Genomic DNA, 16,288 nt, shown 5'->3' on the forward strand with positions numbered 1-16,288 from the left:
GGCCCGGTCGGCGTGTGACGGGAGTCCAGGGAGTGAACCTTGGATGACCCGAATTATCGCACACAGGTTCTGGAGCCGTCGCTCGACAGGGGACCAAAGTCAGACCAAAGAATGAGGCCGCAGGTGCAACCGACCGTTCCGGGCGCACGCATGATACGAGTCGCACAAACGCGAACGGCCGCGCACGAGGCGCGGCCGAACCGGTACAGCGAACGAAGCTCGATTAGCGCGCGTAGCGCTTCTGGAACTTGTCGATGCGACCGCTGGTGTCGATGACCTTGTGCTTGCCCGTGTAGAACGGGTGCGAGGCCGAGGAGATTTCGACCTTGATCAGCGGGTATTCGTTGCCGTCTTCCCACTTCGTCGTTTCCTTGGTGCCCAGCGTGGAGCGCGTCAGGAACTTGAAATCGGAGGTCACGTCGTGGAAGACGACTTCGCGGTAGTTGGGATGGATGTCGGCCTTCATGGCGGGCACACCGTGTAGCGGGAATGGAAGAGCGGCATTGTAGCCCGCCCTCCCCTGCCGGCGCAACCCGGCGATCAGCCGGCGGCCAGCGCCGCCCGGATGAGGTCCTGGAACCGGGCCTGGTCGTAGCGCAGCAGGATGTTGGCCTGGTCCGGCCGGCCGCCCTCCCGGCGCCAGTCGACCACCGAGGCCCCGCGGGCATGCTGGCCCTGCAGTTCGATCGCCAGCGGGCGCTCTGCCAGTTCCAGCGCACCCTCCGGCGCGAGCACGAAGGCCATAGCCAGGGCGTCGGCGGCGAACCAGTGGTCGCCGCGGCGGTCGGCCGACCACAGCCGCGTCTTTTCCGAGATGCGCGCGTAGAACCGGGCCCTCTCGCTGTCGGCGGCCAGCCAGACGTCGACCTGGTCGTGCGGCAGGCCGTGGGCGATGGTGGCTTCCCAGTCGGCCAGGTCGTAGCGCTCGAACGCCTGCAGGGTGATGTGCGCGGCTTCGGGATCGAAGTAGAAATTGAACTCCGCCGCCGGCGTGATGTTGCCGTGGCACGTGACCGCACCGCCCATCACGACGAAGCGTGCCACCCGCTGCGGCAGGGTCGGGTCCAGCTTCAACGCCAGGGCGATATTGGTCAGCGGGCCCAGGGCGACCAGCACCAGCCGCCCCGCGTGCACGTGCGACAGGCGCAGGATCGCCAGCGCGGCGTGTTCGGCTTCGGCCTGCTTGGCCGCCGGCGCGAAGCCGACGTCGCCGAAGCCATCCTGCCCGTGCACGTAGCCGGCATCGGGCGAGGGATGCAGCAGTGGCGCAGGCGCGCCCGCGAACACGGGAATGTCGCTGCGGCCCGCGACTTCGCACAGCTTCAGCGCATTGCGCACGGTGTGCTGCAGGCCCACGTTGCCGGCTGCGATGGTGAGGCCGACGATCTCGTGGCGCGCATCGTTGAAGGCCATCAGCAGGGCGAGGGCGTCGTCGACACCGGGGTCGGTGTCGATGAGCAGGGGAATCTGGTCCGTCATCGTTCTTCGCTTCTTCTATCGGGGGTGGAGTCTCGCACCGATGGATGACCAGCGGAAGGCGCGCCGCTCATGCCGAGGCGTAGCGCGCCGCACCCCCGACCCAGCGGTGGATCACGCGATCCGCGGCCGTCGGGTCATCGGCCAGCAAGCGCTCCGCCAGCGCATGCACCTGCGGGAGCAGGCCTGCATCGCGGGCGAGATCGGCCACGCGGAACGCCGCGAGGCCCGTCTGCCGCGTGCCCAGCAACTCGCCGGGACCGCGCAGTTCCAGATCCTTCTCGGCGATGACGAAGCCATCGTTGGTCTGGCGCATCGTCGCGAGACGATGTTTCGCCATCGCCGAGAGCGGCGGCTGGTACATCAGTACGCAACTGGACGCGGTGGCGCCACGCCCCACCCGCCCGCGCAGCTGGTGCAGCTGCGCCAGGCCGAGACGCTCGGCGTTCTCGATGATCATCAGCGAGGCGTTGGGCACGTCAACCCCGACTTCGATGACGGTCGTCGCCACAAGCAGGTCGGCCTCGCCCTGCTTGAAGCGGCGCATCGTCGCCTGCTTGTCGGCCGCCTTCATGCGACCATGCACGAGCGCGACGCGCAGCTCGGGCAGCGAGGCAGACAAGGCTTCGAACGTGGTCTGCGCCGCCTGTGCGACCACCTCATCGCTGTCGTCGATCAGCGTGCAGACCCAATAGGCCTGCCGCCCTTCCGCGCAGGCCGCGCGGATGCGCTCGACCAGCTCCGGCCTGCGCTCCGCGCTGAGCGCGACGGTCTGCACCGGCGTGCGGCCCGGCGGCAGTTCGTCGATGGCCGATACGTCGAGGTCGGCATAGGCCGCCATCGCCAGCGTGCGCGGGATCGGCGTGGCCGTCATCACCAGCTGGTGCGGCACGCGGTCACGGCCCGCGCCCTTGTCGCGCAGCGCGAGGCGCTGGTGCACGCCGAAGCGGTGCTGCTCGTCCACGATGGCCAGGCCGAGATCGTGGAAGACCACCGCCTCCTGCATCAGCGCATGCGTGCCCACGATGACCTGCGCCTCGCCGGACGCCACCTCCGCCAGCACCTGCGCACGCGCCTTGCCGGTCACCTTGCCGGCCAGCCATGCCACGCGCACGCCCAGCGGTTCGAGCCACGCCTTGAGGTTGGCCAGGTGCTGTTCGGCCAGCAGCTCCGTGGGTGCGGCAAGCGCGACCTGCTTGCCCGCCTCCACGGCCAGCATGCCGGCCAGCGCCGCGACCACGGTCTTGCCGCTGCCCACGTCGCCCTGCACCAGGCGCAGCATCGGCGAGGGGCGCGCGATGTCCTCGCGGATCTGCGCGAAGACGCGCTGCTGCGCCCCGGTGAGCGCGAACGGCAGCGCTTTCACCAGCGACTTCACCAGCGCGCCCCGGCCTTTCAACGCGGGCGCCCGGTGCTTCTGGAGCGCGAGCCGCTGCCGGCGCAGGCTGAGGTGGTGTGCGAGCAGCTCTTCGATCGCCAGCCGGCGCTGCGCCGGATGCGTCCCGAGCGCGAGCGCCGCCACGTCCGCATCGCGCGGAGGACGGTGCATCGCCAGCAGGGCCTCGCGTAAGGACGGCAGGCCGAGCCCCTCGAGCAACGACGCGGGCAACAGCTCCAGCGCATCGGCCTCGGGCAACCGCTCCAGGGCCTGGCCGATGAGCTTTCGCAGGGTCGCTGGCCCCAGGCCTTCGACGGCGGGATAGATCGGGTCCAGCGCATCGCCCAACGCAGCGTCGTCCCCTTCCCCCAGGACCCGGTAGCTGGGATGGATGATCTCCAGCCCATGCTGGCCGGGTTTCGGCGTGCCGTAGCAGCGGATGCGGGTGCCGACCGCAAACTGGGCGACTTGCGCCGCCCGGAAGTGGAAGAAGCGCAACACCAGACTGCCATGACCCTCGTCGCCGACCGCGACACGCAGCACGGGGCGGTAACGGAAGCCGCGCTCGACCGCCTCCACGCGCCCCTCCACCTGCGCCGGCACCCCCGGCTGCAGCAGGCGGATCGGGGTCAACGTGGTGCGGTCCTCGTAGCGCAGCGGCAGGTGCAGCCACAGGTCCTGCATCGTCACCAGGCCGCGCGCGGCGAGCTTCTCGGCCACGCGCGGTCCGACGCCGGGCAGGCGGCTCAGGGGTTCGGCGGAGAGATCGACGGCAGGGACGTTGCGACGCACGGGCATCGCACAAGGATGCCGGGATCGGCGGCAAACAAAAACCCCGGCACCGCGAGGTGCCGGGGCGCCCACGTCCAGCGCGTCGCCGCGCGGCTCAGAACTTCACGGCCACTTCCACGCCATAGGTGCGCGGCTCGCTGATGGTCGCGCCGACGACACCCAGCGGACCGCGGCCGTACGTGTTCAGACCTTTCACATATTGGTTGTCGAAGACGTTGTTGCCGTAGACCGCCCAGCTCCAACGATCCTGCGGCGAAGTCCAGCCGATCCGCACATCGGTGCGCTCGCGCGGCTCGCCGATGTCCAGCAGCGCATTGACCCCGCAATCGCCCTGCAGGTCCGAACCCGCATTGCAGCGCGTGCGCCCGCGGTAGGCATGGCGGGCGGAGAGGCGCAGGTCGCCGTTGTCGCCCAGGCTGACCCGGTAGGCTGCGCCGAACGACGCAGTGAAGCGCGGCTCGCCCGTCGGTTCGCCGTCCAGGTCCACGCCTTCCGGCGTCACGTAGTCCTTGTACTTGGAGTCGATCCACTCGGCCTGCGCATCGAGGGTGAAGGCATCGGTCACCTTCCAGCGCATGTCGAAGTCGATGCCGGTGGCCTCGAGGTCGCCGGTGTCGAACACGAAACGCGGGATGTCCACGGGGTTGTTCGGGTCCGGATCGATCAGGCGGATCGACTGGCGATTGTCGTAGCGGTAGTGGAACAGCGACGCGTTGTAGGAGAAGCGGCCGAACGACTGCTTGATGCCCACCTCCGCGTTCCACACGTCCTCGTTCTCGAACGCCGGGCCGATCTGCAGCGCATTGAAACCGCCGGCCTTGTAGCCCTTGGCCAGCGAACCGAACACCATCGCCTTGTCGTTGAAGTGGTAGTCCACGACGAAGCGCGGGCTGAAGTCGCTCCAGCTGCGCTTGTCGCGCACCAGCACGCCCTTGTTGACCATCGCCGGCGGATCGATGAACGCCATGTCGAACGTCAGCGTCTCGCGGCTGATCGGGATGCCCATCTGCGCCAGCGCGTCGAAGAAGCCCAGCGACTCCAGCAGGGCCAGCTTGGCTTCCAGCTCCGGCGCATTGCGGGGCGTGTTGAGCCAGGTGAAGTCCTTCTCGTCGCGGGTATAGCGCAGGCCGAAGGTCAGGTTGAGCTTGTCGGTGGCGCGCCAGATCACGTCGCCGAAGGCCGCGTAGGCGGTCGTCGACAGCGTGTTGGTGAAGCGCTCGTTCCATCGATCGCCGACCAGCGAGACCGGGATGCCCGCCATCTGCGCCAGCAACGACGTGAAGCCGAACAGGCTGCCGTCCGGCGTCGGCGCGATACCGAGGTTGCGGACGATATTGTCGACCGCTTCGGTATTCGTGTTCACCTCGCTGGTCTGGTCGGCGTCTTCCTTGAAGAAGCTGGCGCCGGCGACCCAGTCCAGCCGCGCGTTGCTGCCGGCGAACTTGAACTCCTGGTAGAAGGTTTCGTTGCTCTCGGTGTTGACCGAATCGATGTACAGGTCGGCGCGGTTGGTGCCGTCTTCCTCGGTCTGGTTCAACGAGTCGTACTGGCGCCAGGACGTGGTCGAGGTCAGGTGACCCCAATTCAGTGCGTGGTCCAGGATCAGGGTGACGCCGTCGAACGTGCGCCACTCGGCGTTGGTGGCGTCGCTGTAGGTGGGGATCTCGCGCGGATCGAGGAAGTCGTCCGGATCCACCGGCACCGGCGGCCGCTGCGGATACGCCGGCAGCGGCACGATGCCCGTGGTCACGCGGCCGTTCTGGTCCAGGCTCTCGTGGTCCCAGCTGATCAGCGCGGTCGTGTTTTCGCCCAGGCCGACCTGCCAGGCCGCGCGCGTGGCCCACACGTTCTCGCCGCCCAGGTCCTTCCCGGTGGCGCCGTCCTGGAACCAGCCGTCGCTGTGGTTGAACAGCGCATTGAAGCGCAGCGCCGAGTTGTCGCTGGTGGGGATGTTCCACATCGCATCGGCGTACTGCTTGCCGTAGTTGCCCAGGCGCAGGCGCAGGCGCGCCTCGGTCTCGTTCTGCGGGCGACGGGTCACCAGCGAGATCGCGCCAGCGGCCGTGTTGCGGCCGAACAGCGTGCCTTGCGGCCCCTTCAGCACTTCGATCCGCTCGACATCGACGAACGGCAGCAGCACGCCGCCGCCGCGACCGCCGTACACGCCATCGACGAACACGCCGACCGCCGGATCGGTGCCGATGCCGAAGTCGCTGGTCTCCACGCCACGCAAGCGGAACGACGGTTGGGTAGGCTGCACCGCGTCGACCACGAGGCCGGGCACGAAGGCGTCGATGTCGCCCAGGTTGTCCGCCGCCACGTCATCGAGCAGCTGCTGGTCCACGACCTGCAGCGCGATCGGCACGTCCTGCAGTTCCTGCTGGCGGCTCTGCGCGGTGACGACGATGGTGTCCAGGTTGGTGGCGTCCTGCTCGCCCTGCGGGGTCGACTGCGCCCACGCCGTGCCGCCCGTCCCCAGCACCACGCAGCCGCCGAACAGCGCGCGCCGCAGCCCGACCACCAGATTCCGTTGCGTCACTTTCATCACTCCCTCCCAAGAAGCGTTTGTGCGGAAGCCGGCCTCACCGCGCCGGCAGCATGTTCACGGATTCCCCTGCCGCGATATCGCAACTCCCCGGCTGCGCGTTGATCCAGTCGCGGATCAGCTGCACGCCCTCGCGGTGCACCACCGAACGACCCAGCTCCGGCATCATGATCGCCGGGTCGTCGCTGTCCATGCGGAACTCGAAGATCGAAGCGGCGGCGTTGCCCGGCTCGATGTCGTGCAGACGATTGCCGGTGCCCTTGCCCGCCGCGATCGGCTGCTTGCAGAAGCCCAGTTTCAGGCGGTCCTGCGTGTGCGCATCCAGCCAGAGCCCGGAGGTGATCGCCGGCCCGGTGGCGCTGTGGCAGTGGCCGCAATTGACGTCCAGGTAGGCGCGCGCGCGCGCCTCCAGCGGTGCGGCAGCATCCATCGCATCCGCCAGTCGCGGCGCATCGGCCGGCACGCCGGTCAGGTAACCCACGCGCGCCAGATGGGCGAGCTGGTTCTCGCGGCCGCCGGCATAGGCGAAGTCGCGGTTGAGGTGGCGCGCCTTCGGACCGATCGGCAGCAGCTTGCGCGACTTGTTGTCGGTGATGTGGCAGCCACCGCACTGGTTCTGGTCCGGCACCTGGTAGTCGGCCGTCTCGCGCGCACCTGTGCCGTCGACGAGCTCGAGCGCCACCAGCTCACCCGTGCGCTTGAGCGTGGCCTCGGTCTGCGTCTCGTTCCATACGTACGGAAGCGCCACCCACCCGTCCGTGCGATGCACCAGCAGGCGGGTTTCGATCAGGCGTACCTGGGACAGGTCGAGGGCTTCGCCTTCCAGCGAGGACTGCGACGGCCGCGTGCGCGCGACGGATTTCCCGTCCCATGCCGTGCCTGCGGGCAGCGGGTAGTAGAAGGTCTTGCTGAGGATGGTGCCCACCGGAAAATCGAAACTCTGCTCCGGCTGGTACGTCGCCGACGTGCCCTCGGGCATCCACACCGTGCGCAGCTTGTGCGCGTAGTCGCTGAAGAGCGGCGTATTGAGGTCGTACGGCACCACGCCTTCGTTGAGGCGGAGCTTGCCGCCTTCGATCCGGAGCACGCCCCACTCACCCAGCGTCTTCGGTTGACCGTCGGCGAAGAAATGCACGCCCGCCGACGGTCGACAGGCGGCCAACGCGAGGCCCAGCAGGGCGATCACAAGCAGGAATCCCCGCCGGTACGGCTTCCGCATGCCTCACCCACGCTTCAGGTCGATCGCGGGCAGCCGGGGCAGCGCGCAGTCGTGGGCCTTCGCATCCTTGCTGGGGTTCTTGTAGCCGCCGGGGCCGTCTGCGTTGACCACGCCGCTGACGTCGCGCAGGCAGATCTGCGGACCGACCTTGTTGCCGTCGACCACGCGGTCCTTGTTGAAGTAGCCATCCCACAGCACGTCCGGGAAGTTGCCGCCCAGGCCATAGGTGGCCACCTTCAGCGCCTTCAGGTCGAACCCGTCGGGCGAATCGCCGCCACCGGACAGCGTGTTGCCGTGGATGTAGATGCGTTCCGGGTACGGATCGAAGTTGGGCGAAGCGCTGCTGTCCTTGTAGCCGGTCGAGTACACGCTGGAGACGATGATGTTCGCGGTCGCGTTGTCGCGGATCTCGTTGCCGAAGACCTCGATGTCGTCGTTGGAGTTGATGACGATGCCCGAACCGGCCGGCACGCTGGCCACCGGCGTGCCCTTGGCGCCGAAGTTCTCGTGGTTGTTGGCGATGACCTTGTTGTCGTAGACGCGGATGTTGCCGCCCTGCTGCGACAGGCCCGGCATGTTGAAGACGAGGATGCCGCCGGTGTTGCCGGTGGCGACGTTCTCGTACACGTCCGCATTGATGGTGTTCTCCACCTCGATGCCGGCCACGTTCTGCTCGGCGCGGCTGCGCCGCACGATCACGCCGTCGGACTGGCCGACGTAGATGCCCGCGTCCGACGCGCCGATGGACACGGTGTCCTCGATCAGCACGTTCTTCGTCAGCACCGGATAGATGCCGTAGGCGCCGTTCTTCGTGCTCGGCCCGCCGGTCCACTGCACCTTCACGCCGCGCACGGTGATGTTGGTCGACTCGCTGATCTTCAGGCCGTCGCCCTTGGAGTCCTCGATGGTCAGGTGTTCGATGGTGAAATCGTCGCCGTTGACCAGCAAGCCCTCGGCGCCGGCCTTCTGCCCCTTGAAGCTCAGCACGCTCTTGTCCATGCCGGCCCCGCGGATGGTCACCCCGCTCGCGCGCAGGGTCAGGCTGCGGTCGAACTGGTGGCGGCCGGCCGGGATCTCGATGACGTCCCCTGGCTTGGCGTCCAGCAGCCGCTCCTGCAGGGTGGCGGCGAATGTCGCGTCCGCCGCCGGCACCGCGGCCGTCTCGGGCGCCTTGGGCTGGCAACCGGTCGCCAACAGCGCCAGCGCGCCGGCCATCGCCCAGGAAATGTTGCGCTGCATGAGTCTCCCCTCCCATACGCTTGCGTAGTGACAGGCAGTCTGGTGCGCCCGCCTATGTGACACGGAGGGCAGGAGCGGCATACTAAGGGGGGCAAAGCGGACAAGCTGGAGGGGCTTCGATGCGCTGGAAAACGGGACTGGGCAACCGCCTGTCGGTCGCCAACCTGCCCACGAACATGCTGTGCGGCCTGGTGCTGCTCGCCGGCGAGTTCGGTGTGAACGCCGAGAGCTGGTTCGCCGGCATGCGCCTCAACGTGCAGGAGATCCACGATCCACAGGCGCGGGTCTCCTATCGGCAGGCGAGCGAGATCATCCGCCGCGCGCTGCCGACGCTGCCGATCGACGGGGTCGGCCTGGCGATGGGCGAAAAACAGAACGGCGGCAACTTCGGCCTGCTCGGCCTGGCGATGAAGACCGCGCCCACGTTCGGCGATGCCGTGCAGATCGGCCTGGAATACCAGCGCAACCTCGGCCCGCTGATGGACCTGGACCTGCAGGACCGCGACGATGGCGCGCTCGCCGTGGTCGCCACCGCACCGGAGGAAGCCGCCGATCTGCTGCCGTTCCTGTGCGAGGAAATGTTCGCCAGCACGCTGATGCTCGCGCGCGAACTGGCGGGCGGGGACTTCCGTCCGCTGTGGATGGAGCTCGGCTACCCTGCGCCGCGCTACGCAGCGCGCTATGCGGACCTGTTCGGCTGCGAGATCCGCTTCAACCAGGCGCAGCACGCGATGGTGGTGGATCGCCGCTGGCTGGAACTGCCGTTCGCCAGCTACAACCCGGTCACCTCGCGGCAGGCCCTGTCGCTATGCCAGGCGCAGCTCGCGGCGATGTCGCTGCGCGGCGAGACGACCGCGGCTGTCGAGCGCCAGCTGCGCCCGCGCCTGCGCGAGAACCCGCAGATGACCGACGTCGCCGCTGCCCTGCACCTGAGCGAGCGCACGCTGCGCCGCCAATTGTCCGAGGAGAGCACGAGCTTCAGCGCGGTGCATGACCGTGTGCGGACCGAACGCGCGCTCGAACTGCTGCAGGATCCGGACCTGACCATCGCGGCGGTCGGCAGCCAGATCGGCTTCACCGACGTGCGCGAGTTCCGTCGCGCCTTCAAGCGCTGGACCGGGCACACGCCGAGCGAGGCCCGGTTGCCCGGCCCCGTCGGCTAGACGCGCTTACTCGAGCACCATCACCGCGTCGACTTCGAACGCGGCGCCCTTCGGCAGGCCCGACACCTCGATCGTCGAGCGTGCGGGGAACGGTGCCGCGAAGTACTCCTGCATCACCGCATTGACGGCGGCGAACTGCGACAGGTCGGTCAGGTAAAGGCCCAGGCGGACGATCTGATCCAACGAACCGCCCGCGGCCTCGGCGACGGCCTTGAGATTGTCGAACGCGCGGCGCGCCTGCACGGCGATGTCGCCGTCGACGAGGTTGCCGGTGGCCGGATCCAGCGGGATCTGCCCGGAGAAGTACACCGTGTCGCCCGCGCGCACGGCCTGCGAGTAGGGGCCGATGGCCGCCGGCGCGCGGTCGGTGTGGATGATCTGCTTGGACATCGTCGGCTCCTGGCGGCGGGAGCCGGCATTGTAAACGGGCGCGACGGCTTACTGCCGGCGCACGCCATGCACGACGTTGAGGCGCCGCAACCGGCGCATCACTTCCGCCAGATGGTTGCGGTCGCGGACCTGGATGGAGAAGCGCAGCACGGCCATGTTGATGTCGCGCTCCAGGTATTCCACGCGCTCGATGTTGGACTGGCTCTTGGCCACCGCGGCCGCCACCTGCGCGAGCACGCCCGGGCGGTTCTCCACGTCGATGAGCAGCGCGGCGTCGTAGTCGCCGGTGACGTTGGCGTCCCACGCGATCGGCACCCAGCGGTCGGGCGACTTGCGGAACTCGACCACGTTGGGGCAATCCAGCCGGTGCACCACGATGCCCTTGCCGGCGGTGTGATACCCCATGATCTCGTCGCCGGGGATCGGCTGGCAGCATTGCGCGAAACTGACCACGCCGCGTTCGCCGCCGGTGATCAGGATCTTCTCCTGCGAATGCTTGGAGTGGCCGCCGCCGCGCAGTTCCGCGAACGCGGTGAGCGCCTGCGCCGCCTGCGCCGGCATCCAGTTGCCCAGCGCCACGTCGGCCAGGAAGGCTTCCAGCCGCGGGTACTTGTGCTCGGCGAGGAAGGCTTCCAGCCGCTGCTGCGGCAGCCGCTCGAGCGAGCTGTCCAGGTCCTCCAGCGCGCGGTCCAGCATGCGGTGGCCGAGCTGCACGGCGTCTTCGTGCTCCAGTTGCTTGAGCTGGTGGCGGATCGCGGTACGCGCCTTGCTCGTGACCACGAACTCCAGCCACTGCGGTTTCGGCGCGGCCGACTTGGCGGTGATGATCTCCACGCTCTGGCCGCTGCTGAGCTTGGTGCGCAGCGGCACCAGCTTCTTGTCCACGCGCGAGGCCACGGCCTGGTTGCCCACGTCGGTGTGAACGGCGTAGGCGAAGTCCAGCGCCGTGGAGTTGCGCGGCAGCGAGAGGATCTTGCCCTTCGGCGTGAACAGGTAGACCTCGTCCGGGAACAGGTCGACCTTGACGTTGTCGAGGAACTCCAGCGACGAACCCGCCGCCCGCTGGTTGTCGATCAGCTCGACGATCCAGGCGTGCGCGCGGTTCTGCGCGCTGTTGGGCGAATCGGTGCCGTACTTGTAGGTCCAGTGCGCGGCGATGCCCCGCTCGGCGACCAAGTCCATCTCGATCGTGCGGATCTGCACCTCGATCGGCGAGCCGTACGGGCCGAACAGCACGGTGTGCAGCGACTGGTAGCCGTTGGCTTTCGGGATCGCGATGAAATCGCGGAAGCGCCCATCCAGTGGCTTGTACTGCGCATGCACCGCACCGAGGGCGTGGTAGCACGACGGCACCGAATCGACGACGACGCGGAAGCCGAACACGTCCATCACCTGGTCGAAGCTTTTCCCTTCGCCCTGCATCTTGTTGTAGATGCTCCACGGCGTTTTGATCCGGCTGACCAGGCGGTGCTCGATGCCTTCCTTCGCCAGCCGCTGCGACAGGTGCGCCTCGATCTGCGCCATCGACTCGCGACGCATGACCGGCTGGCTGCGGATGTGCTTCTCGATCACCGCGTGGCGCCACGGGTGCAGCGCGCGGAAGCCCAGGTCCTGCAGCTCGGACTTCACCAGGTTCATGCCCAGCCGCTGGGCGATGGGCGCGTAGATCTCCAGCGTCTCGCGGGCGATGCGCGAGCGCGCCTCGGCGCTCTGAGCGCCCAGCGTGCGCATGTTGTGCAGGCGGTCGGCCAGCTTGATCATGATCACGCGCAGGTCGCGCGACATGGCCAGCAGCATCTTGCGGAAGCTTTCGGCGGCCGCTTCCTGGCGGTCGCGGAACTTCAGCTTGTCCAGCTTGGTGACGCCGTCGACCAGCTCGGCGACGTTCTCGCCGAACTCGCCGGCGATCTCTTCGCGGGTGAGCGGCGTGTCCTCGATGGTGTCGTGCAGGATCGCCGCGATCAGCGTCTCCGCATCCATGCCCAGTTCGGCCAGGACGCCGGCCACGGCCACCGGATGGGTGATGTAGGGCTCGCCCGACTTGCGGGTCTGCCCCGCGTGCGCGGCGGCGCCCACTTCCCAGGCGCGCCGCACCAACGGCAGCTGGTCTTTCGGCAGATAGGCCGCGGATTTTTCGAACTGCGCCATGTAGTCCGGCGTCGCGTCGTCGTGCGACGGCGCGGGCGTGCGGAGTGCCTTCACGGTGCGGCCGGAATTCATGTCGCCAGCCTATGCCAGACCGGTCGGATCGGCAACGCGCGGACCGGGCCCCGAAACGCACAAGGCCCGCTTTCGCGGGCCCTGGGTCATCGTCCGTTCCGATGGGAACGTCAGATGGCGTCGATCTCAGTCGTCGCCCTTGGACAGGTCGTCGTCGGCGACCACTTCCGCGGCGGCCCATTCCAGCGCTTCGCGTTCGGCGCGCTCGCGCTCGGACTTCTCGACGCGGTCGATCAGTTCATTGTCGATCTTGCGCGCGGCGATCTCGCGCAGCGCCAGCACGGTGGGCTTGTCCTGCGCTTCGGTGTTGTCGATCTGGGCATCGACGCCGTTGGCCAGCTGGCGGGCGCGCTTGGCGGCCATGGTGACCAGCTCGAAACGGTTGTTGACGACTTCCAGGCAATCTTCGACGGTGATGCGGGCCATGCGGGCTCCCGGCGACCGGTCGGGTCGCGCAGTGAATACGGAAAGGGGCGGCGATTGTAGGCAGCGGGGCCCCCTATTGCAAGCCTTTCCTTGAAAATCAATCGGTTACCCCGGAAATCGGGGGCGGCGACCCGCTCAATCGGCCAGCAGGGCGGCGATCAGGCCCGCGTGGCGGACGTCCTGCGCCTCCCGGCGCAACCGGCTGGCGGTGAAGATGGCGTGCATCTGGCCCACGGCCTCGTCGAACACGTCGTTGACGATCACGTAGTCGAACTCGCCGTAGTGCGACATCTCCTCGCGGGCGGCCGCCAGGCGTCGCTGGATGACCTCCTCGCTGTCCTGGCCCCGGGCGCGCATGCGCTGCTCCAGCGCCTGGCGCGAGGGCGGCAGGATGAACACGCTGACCGCGTCCGGCACCTTCTCGCGCACCTGGCGCGCGCCCTGCCAGTCGATCTCCAGCAGCACGTCCTTGCCGGCCGCCAGCTGCGGTTCCACCGACTGCCGGGCGGTGCCCTTCCAGTCGCCGTGCACGCGGGCGTACTCGAAGAAGTCGCCGGCGCGGATCATCGCCTCGAATTCCTCGGCGCTGATGAAATGGTAGTGCTGCGCGTGGCGCTCGCCCGGCCGCGCGCCGCGCGAGGTGAACGAGATGGACAGCGCGATCTCCTCGTCGCGGGCCAGCACCGCGTTGACGATGCTGCTCTTGCCCGCGCCGGACGGCGCCGCGACGATGTAGAGGGTTCCGCGCTTCATTCGATGTTCTGCGCCTGTTCGCGGATCTGGTCGATGAGCACCTTCAACTCGACCGCGATGTTGGTGGTACGGATGTCCACGGACTTGGAGCCCAGGGTATTGGCTTCGCGGTTGAACTCCTGCAGCAGGAAATCCAGCCGGCGGCCCACCGGGTCCTTCTGGGTGAACACGCGGCGGATCTCCTTCACGTGGCTGTCGAGGCGGTCGAGTTCCTCGTCCACGTCCAGCTTCTGCAGCCACAGCACCAGTTCCTGCTCCAGCCGGCCCTGCTCCATGCCTTGCGCCACGTCGACCATGCGCGCCTCCAGCTTCTGCCGCTGGCCGGCGCGGATCTGCGGGATCAGCGTGCGCACTTCGCCCGCCAGTGCGGCGATGCCGTCCACGCGCTCGAGGATCGCCGTCACCAGCTTGCCGCCCTCGCGTTCGCGCGCGGCGACGAACTGGTCCAGCACGCCATCCAGCAGCGCCAGCGCTTCGGCCTGCAGCGCATCCATGTCCACGCCCTTGCTCTGCAGCACGCCGGGGAACTGCAACAGGTCGGTCAGCTCGGTGCGCAGGTTCGGCAGGCGCGAGGCCAGGTCCAGCGCGAGTTCGGACAACTGCGCGACGACGCGCGGATTCAGCTGCAGGGCGCCATTGCCCTCGGGCGCGCGCAGGCGCAGGGTGAGGTCGAGCTTGCCGCGGGAGACGCGGGCGGCGACGCGCTCGCGCAACGCCGGCTCCAGCGCGCGCAGTTCGTCCGGCAGGCGCACGCCCAGTTCCAGGAAGCGGTGGTTGACCGCGCGCAGTTCGGCCGTGAGCGTGCCGCCCTCGGTGGCGCGTTCGGCGGTGGCGAACGCGGTCATGCTGCGGATCATGCGGGAGCCCATCGGATCAATGAGCGGCGCATCTTAGCAGCCCGGGCGCCGGCGTCCCGGCCGGGCGGTGGCGGGCTGGTAGACTTCGCCCCCCTCACCGTGGATGCCTCCATGTCCTTTTCCCGCCCCAGCGGCCGCCAGCCCGACCAGATGCGCGACGTCAGCATCCAGCGCAACTACACCCGGCACGCGGAAGGCTCCGTGCTGGTCAGCTTCGGCCACACCCGGGTCCTGTGCACCGCCAGCGTGGACAACAAGGTGCCCGGCTTCCTGCGCGGCAAGGGCGAAGGCTGGGTGACCGCCGAGTACGGCATGCTGCCGCGCTCCACCCACACCCGCAGCGACCGCGAGGCCGCGCGCGGCAAGCAGGGCGGGCGCACGCTGGAGATCCAGCGCCTGATCGGCCGCACCCTGCGTGCCTGCGTGGACCGCGTGGCGCTGGGCGAGCGCACCATCACCCTGGACTGCGACGTGCTGCAGGCCGACGGCGGCACCCGCACCGCCGCTATCACCGGCGCCTACGTCGCGCTGGTGGATGCGGTGAACTGGCTGAAGTCGCGCAACGAGATCAAGCGCGACGCCATCCACGGCGCGGTCGCTGCGGTGTCCGTGGGCATCTACCGCGGCGTGCCGGTGCTCGACCTCGACTACCCCGAGGACAGCGACTGCGATACCGACATGAACCTGGTGATGAACGACGGCGGCGGTTTCATCGAGCTGCAGGGCACGGCCGAGGGCCATGCCTTCCGCCGCGACGAACTCGATGCGCTGCTCGCCCTTGGCGAAAAGGGCATCGGCGAACTGTTCGCTGCCCAGCGCGCGGCCCTGGAAGGCTGACGCCATGGCGCGCCTGAGCCTGGTCACCCTGTTGGTCGACGACTACGACCGCGCCATCGCGCACTACCGCGATGCGCTGGGCTTCGAGGTGCGCGAGGACACCGACTTCGGCGGCGGCAAGCGCTGGGTGCGCATCGCGCCGCCCGGCGACGGCACCACCGACCTGCTGCTGGCCGTGGCCAGCACCGACGCGCAGCGCGCGCGCATCGGCGACCAGACCGGTGGGCGCGTGGGGTTCTTCCTGCAGACGGACGACTTCTGGCGCGACCATGCGCGGATGTCGGCCGCCGGCGTCGAATTCATGGAAACGCCGCGCGAAGAGCCCTACGCCACCGTCGCCGTGTTCCGCGATGCCTACGGCAACCGCTGGGACCTGCTGCAACCCAAGGGATGACCGGATGAAACTCGTCCTCGCCTCCTCCAACGCCGGCAAGCTGGAAGAACTCCGCGGCCTGCTGGCCGACACCGGGATCGAACTGGTCGCCCAGTCCGACCTGGGCGTGGAAGACGCCGACGAGACCGGCACGACCTTCGTCGAGAACGCGTTGATCAAGGCCCGCCACGCCAGCCTGCAGACGGGACTGCCCGCGCTGGCCGACGACTCCGGCATCTGCGTGGATGCCCTCAACGGTGCGCCTGGCCTGTATTCGGCACGCTACGCCGGCGGCCACGGCGATGCGCAGCGCAACATCGACAAACTGCTGGACGCGCTGCACGACGTCCCCGGCGACCAGCGCGGCGCGCACTTCTACTGCGTGCTGGTGCTGCTGCGGCATGCGCACGACCCGCAGCCGCTGATCGTCGAAGGCGAATGGCGCGGCCGCATCCTGCACGAGCGCCGCGGCACCGGCGGGCACGGCTACGACCCGGTGTTCTTCGACCCGCAGCGCGGCCAGACGGCGGCGGAAATGCCGCTGGACGAAAAGAACCGGATCAGCCATCGCGGCAAGGCGCTGGCCGGACTGAAGCAGCGCCTGCTCGACATCGCGTAGT

The 16,288-nt window shown here is 68.6% G+C and carries 15 protein-coding genes; 4 read left to right on the plus strand and 11 right to left on the minus strand.

Annotation, left to right across the window (positions count from 1 at the left end; genetic code table 11):
- Positions 1–223: 223 nt before the first annotated feature.
- The 6 genes from BLT45_RS14170 to BLT45_RS14195 form a co-directional block, all read right to left on the minus strand.
- Positions 224–466, minus strand: a complete 243-nt coding sequence (locus BLT45_RS14170; protein WP_093301249.1) for a type B 50S ribosomal protein L31 — start codon at positions 464–466, stop codon at positions 224–226.
- Positions 467–540: 74 nt separating this feature from the next.
- Complete coding sequence (locus BLT45_RS14175) at positions 541–1,479, minus strand: nucleoside hydrolase (RefSeq protein WP_093301251.1); 939 nt, start codon at positions 1,477–1,479, stop codon at positions 541–543.
- A 67-nt stretch (positions 1,480–1,546) separates the two neighbouring features.
- Positions 1,547–3,652, minus strand: a complete 2,106-nt coding sequence (recG, locus tag BLT45_RS14180; protein WP_093301254.1) for an ATP-dependent DNA helicase RecG — start codon at positions 3,650–3,652, stop codon at positions 1,547–1,549.
- 88 nt (positions 3,653–3,740) lie between these two features.
- Positions 3,741–6,191, minus strand: coding sequence for a TonB-dependent receptor (locus BLT45_RS14185; protein WP_093301257.1), 2,451 nt, complete (start codon positions 6,189–6,191; stop codon positions 3,741–3,743).
- 37 nt (positions 6,192–6,228) lie between these two features.
- On the minus strand, positions 6,229–7,410 hold the full coding sequence (locus BLT45_RS14190; RefSeq protein WP_093301259.1) for an SO2930 family diheme c-type cytochrome: 1,182 nt from the start codon (positions 7,408–7,410) through the stop codon (positions 6,229–6,231).
- Between the two features lie 3 nt (positions 7,411–7,413).
- A complete protein-coding gene (locus BLT45_RS14195) occupies positions 7,414–8,649 on the minus strand; it encodes a parallel beta-helix domain-containing protein (RefSeq protein ID WP_093301262.1) in 1,236 nt (411 codons plus the stop codon).
- Between the two features lie 119 nt (positions 8,650–8,768).
- On the opposite strand from BLT45_RS14195, the gene BLT45_RS14200 reads away from it, so the two are divergent.
- Positions 8,769–9,812, plus strand: a complete 1,044-nt coding sequence (locus tag BLT45_RS14200) for an AraC family transcriptional regulator (RefSeq protein ID WP_217629569.1) — start codon at positions 8,769–8,771, stop codon at positions 9,810–9,812.
- 6 nt (positions 9,813–9,818) lie between these two features.
- On the opposite strand, the gene BLT45_RS14205 is transcribed toward BLT45_RS14200, so the two are convergent.
- The 5 genes from BLT45_RS14205 to BLT45_RS14225 all read right to left on the minus strand — a co-directional run bounded on the left by BLT45_RS14205 (position 9,819) and on the right by BLT45_RS14225 (position 14,458).
- The gene (locus tag BLT45_RS14205; RefSeq protein ID WP_093301265.1) at positions 9,819–10,202 is read right to left on the minus strand and encodes a RidA family protein; all 384 of its coding nucleotides are present in this window, start codon (positions 10,200–10,202) and stop codon (positions 9,819–9,821) included.
- Between the two features lie 48 nt (positions 10,203–10,250).
- A complete protein-coding gene (locus BLT45_RS14210) occupies positions 10,251–12,350 on the minus strand; it encodes a RelA/SpoT family protein (RefSeq protein ID WP_254771914.1) in 2,100 nt (699 codons plus the stop codon).
- 198 nt (positions 12,351–12,548) lie between these two features.
- The gene (gene rpoZ, locus BLT45_RS14215; protein WP_093301271.1) at positions 12,549–12,848 is read right to left on the minus strand and encodes a DNA-directed RNA polymerase subunit omega; all 300 of its coding nucleotides are present in this window, start codon (positions 12,846–12,848) and stop codon (positions 12,549–12,551) included.
- 135 nt (positions 12,849–12,983) lie between these two features.
- The gene (gmk, locus tag BLT45_RS14220) at positions 12,984–13,601 is read right to left on the minus strand and encodes a guanylate kinase (protein WP_093301274.1); all 618 of its coding nucleotides are present in this window, start codon (positions 13,599–13,601) and stop codon (positions 12,984–12,986) included.
- A complete protein-coding gene (locus BLT45_RS14225; RefSeq protein ID WP_093302137.1) occupies positions 13,598–14,458 on the minus strand; it encodes a YicC/YloC family endoribonuclease in 861 nt (286 codons plus the stop codon). Before BLT45_RS14225 ends, gmk begins: the two co-directional genes overlap by 4 nt.
- Before the next feature lie 111 nt (positions 14,459–14,569).
- Here BLT45_RS14225 and rph point away from each other — a divergent pair, with 111 nt between their 5' ends.
- From rph to rdgB, 3 genes are read left to right on the plus strand one after another with little or no spacing between them, the layout of a single operon-like run.
- Positions 14,570–15,295, plus strand: coding sequence for a ribonuclease PH (gene rph, locus BLT45_RS14230; protein ID WP_093301277.1), 726 nt, complete (start codon positions 14,570–14,572; stop codon positions 15,293–15,295).
- Positions 15,296–15,299: 4 nt separating this feature from the next.
- A complete protein-coding gene (locus BLT45_RS14235) occupies positions 15,300–15,689 on the plus strand; it encodes a VOC family protein (protein WP_093301280.1) in 390 nt (129 codons plus the stop codon).
- A gap of 4 nt (positions 15,690–15,693) precedes the next feature.
- Positions 15,694–16,287, plus strand: a complete 594-nt coding sequence (gene rdgB, locus BLT45_RS14240; RefSeq protein WP_093301283.1) for an RdgB/HAM1 family non-canonical purine NTP pyrophosphatase — start codon at positions 15,694–15,696, stop codon at positions 16,285–16,287.
- Position 16,288 lies beyond the last annotated feature (1 nt).

The organism is Pseudoxanthomonas sp. CF385, assembly GCF_900104255.1.
Taxonomy (GTDB): domain Bacteria; phylum Pseudomonadota; class Gammaproteobacteria; order Xanthomonadales; family Xanthomonadaceae; genus Pseudoxanthomonas_A.

Bases quoted from the DNA above. Each gene is read 5' to 3' on its own strand.
- rdgB (WP_093301283.1), top strand. From the start codon at position 15,694: ATGAAACTCGTCCTCGCCTCCTCCAACGCCGGCAAGCTGGAAGAACTC.
- BLT45_RS14200 (WP_217629569.1), top strand. From the start codon at position 8,769: ATGCGCTGGAAAACGGGACTGGGCAACCGCCTGTCGGTCGCCAACCTG.
- BLT45_RS14210 (WP_254771914.1), bottom strand. From the start codon at position 12,350: ATGGCGCAGTTCGAAAAATCCGCGGCCTATCTGCCGAAAGACCAGCTG.
- rph (WP_093301277.1), top strand. From the start codon at position 14,570: ATGTCCTTTTCCCGCCCCAGCGGCCGCCAGCCCGACCAGATGCGCGAC.
- rpoZ (WP_093301271.1), bottom strand. From the start codon at position 12,848: ATGGCCCGCATCACCGTCGAAGATTGCCTGGAAGTCGTCAACAACCGT.
- BLT45_RS14225 (WP_093302137.1), bottom strand. From the start codon at position 14,458: ATGATCCGCAGCATGACCGCGTTCGCCACCGCCGAACGCGCCACCGAG.
- BLT45_RS14175 (WP_093301251.1), bottom strand. From the start codon at position 1,479: ATGACGGACCAGATTCCCCTGCTCATCGACACCGACCCCGGTGTCGAC.
- BLT45_RS14195 (WP_093301262.1), bottom strand. From the start codon at position 8,649: ATGCAGCGCAACATTTCCTGGGCGATGGCCGGCGCGCTGGCGCTGTTG.
- recG (WP_093301254.1), bottom strand. From the start codon at position 3,652: ATGCCCGTGCGTCGCAACGTCCCTGCCGTCGATCTCTCCGCCGAACCC.
- BLT45_RS14190 (WP_093301259.1), bottom strand. From the start codon at position 7,410: ATGCGGAAGCCGTACCGGCGGGGATTCCTGCTTGTGATCGCCCTGCTG.
- BLT45_RS14170 (WP_093301249.1), bottom strand. From the start codon at position 466: ATGAAGGCCGACATCCATCCCAACTACCGCGAAGTCGTCTTCCACGAC.
- gmk (WP_093301274.1), bottom strand. From the start codon at position 13,601: ATGAAGCGCGGAACCCTCTACATCGTCGCGGCGCCGTCCGGCGCGGGC.
- BLT45_RS14185 (WP_093301257.1), bottom strand. From the start codon at position 6,191: ATGAAAGTGACGCAACGGAATCTGGTGGTCGGGCTGCGGCGCGCGCTG.
- BLT45_RS14205 (WP_093301265.1), bottom strand. From the start codon at position 10,202: ATGTCCAAGCAGATCATCCACACCGACCGCGCGCCGGCGGCCATCGGC.
- BLT45_RS14235 (WP_093301280.1), top strand. From the start codon at position 15,300: ATGGCGCGCCTGAGCCTGGTCACCCTGTTGGTCGACGACTACGACCGC.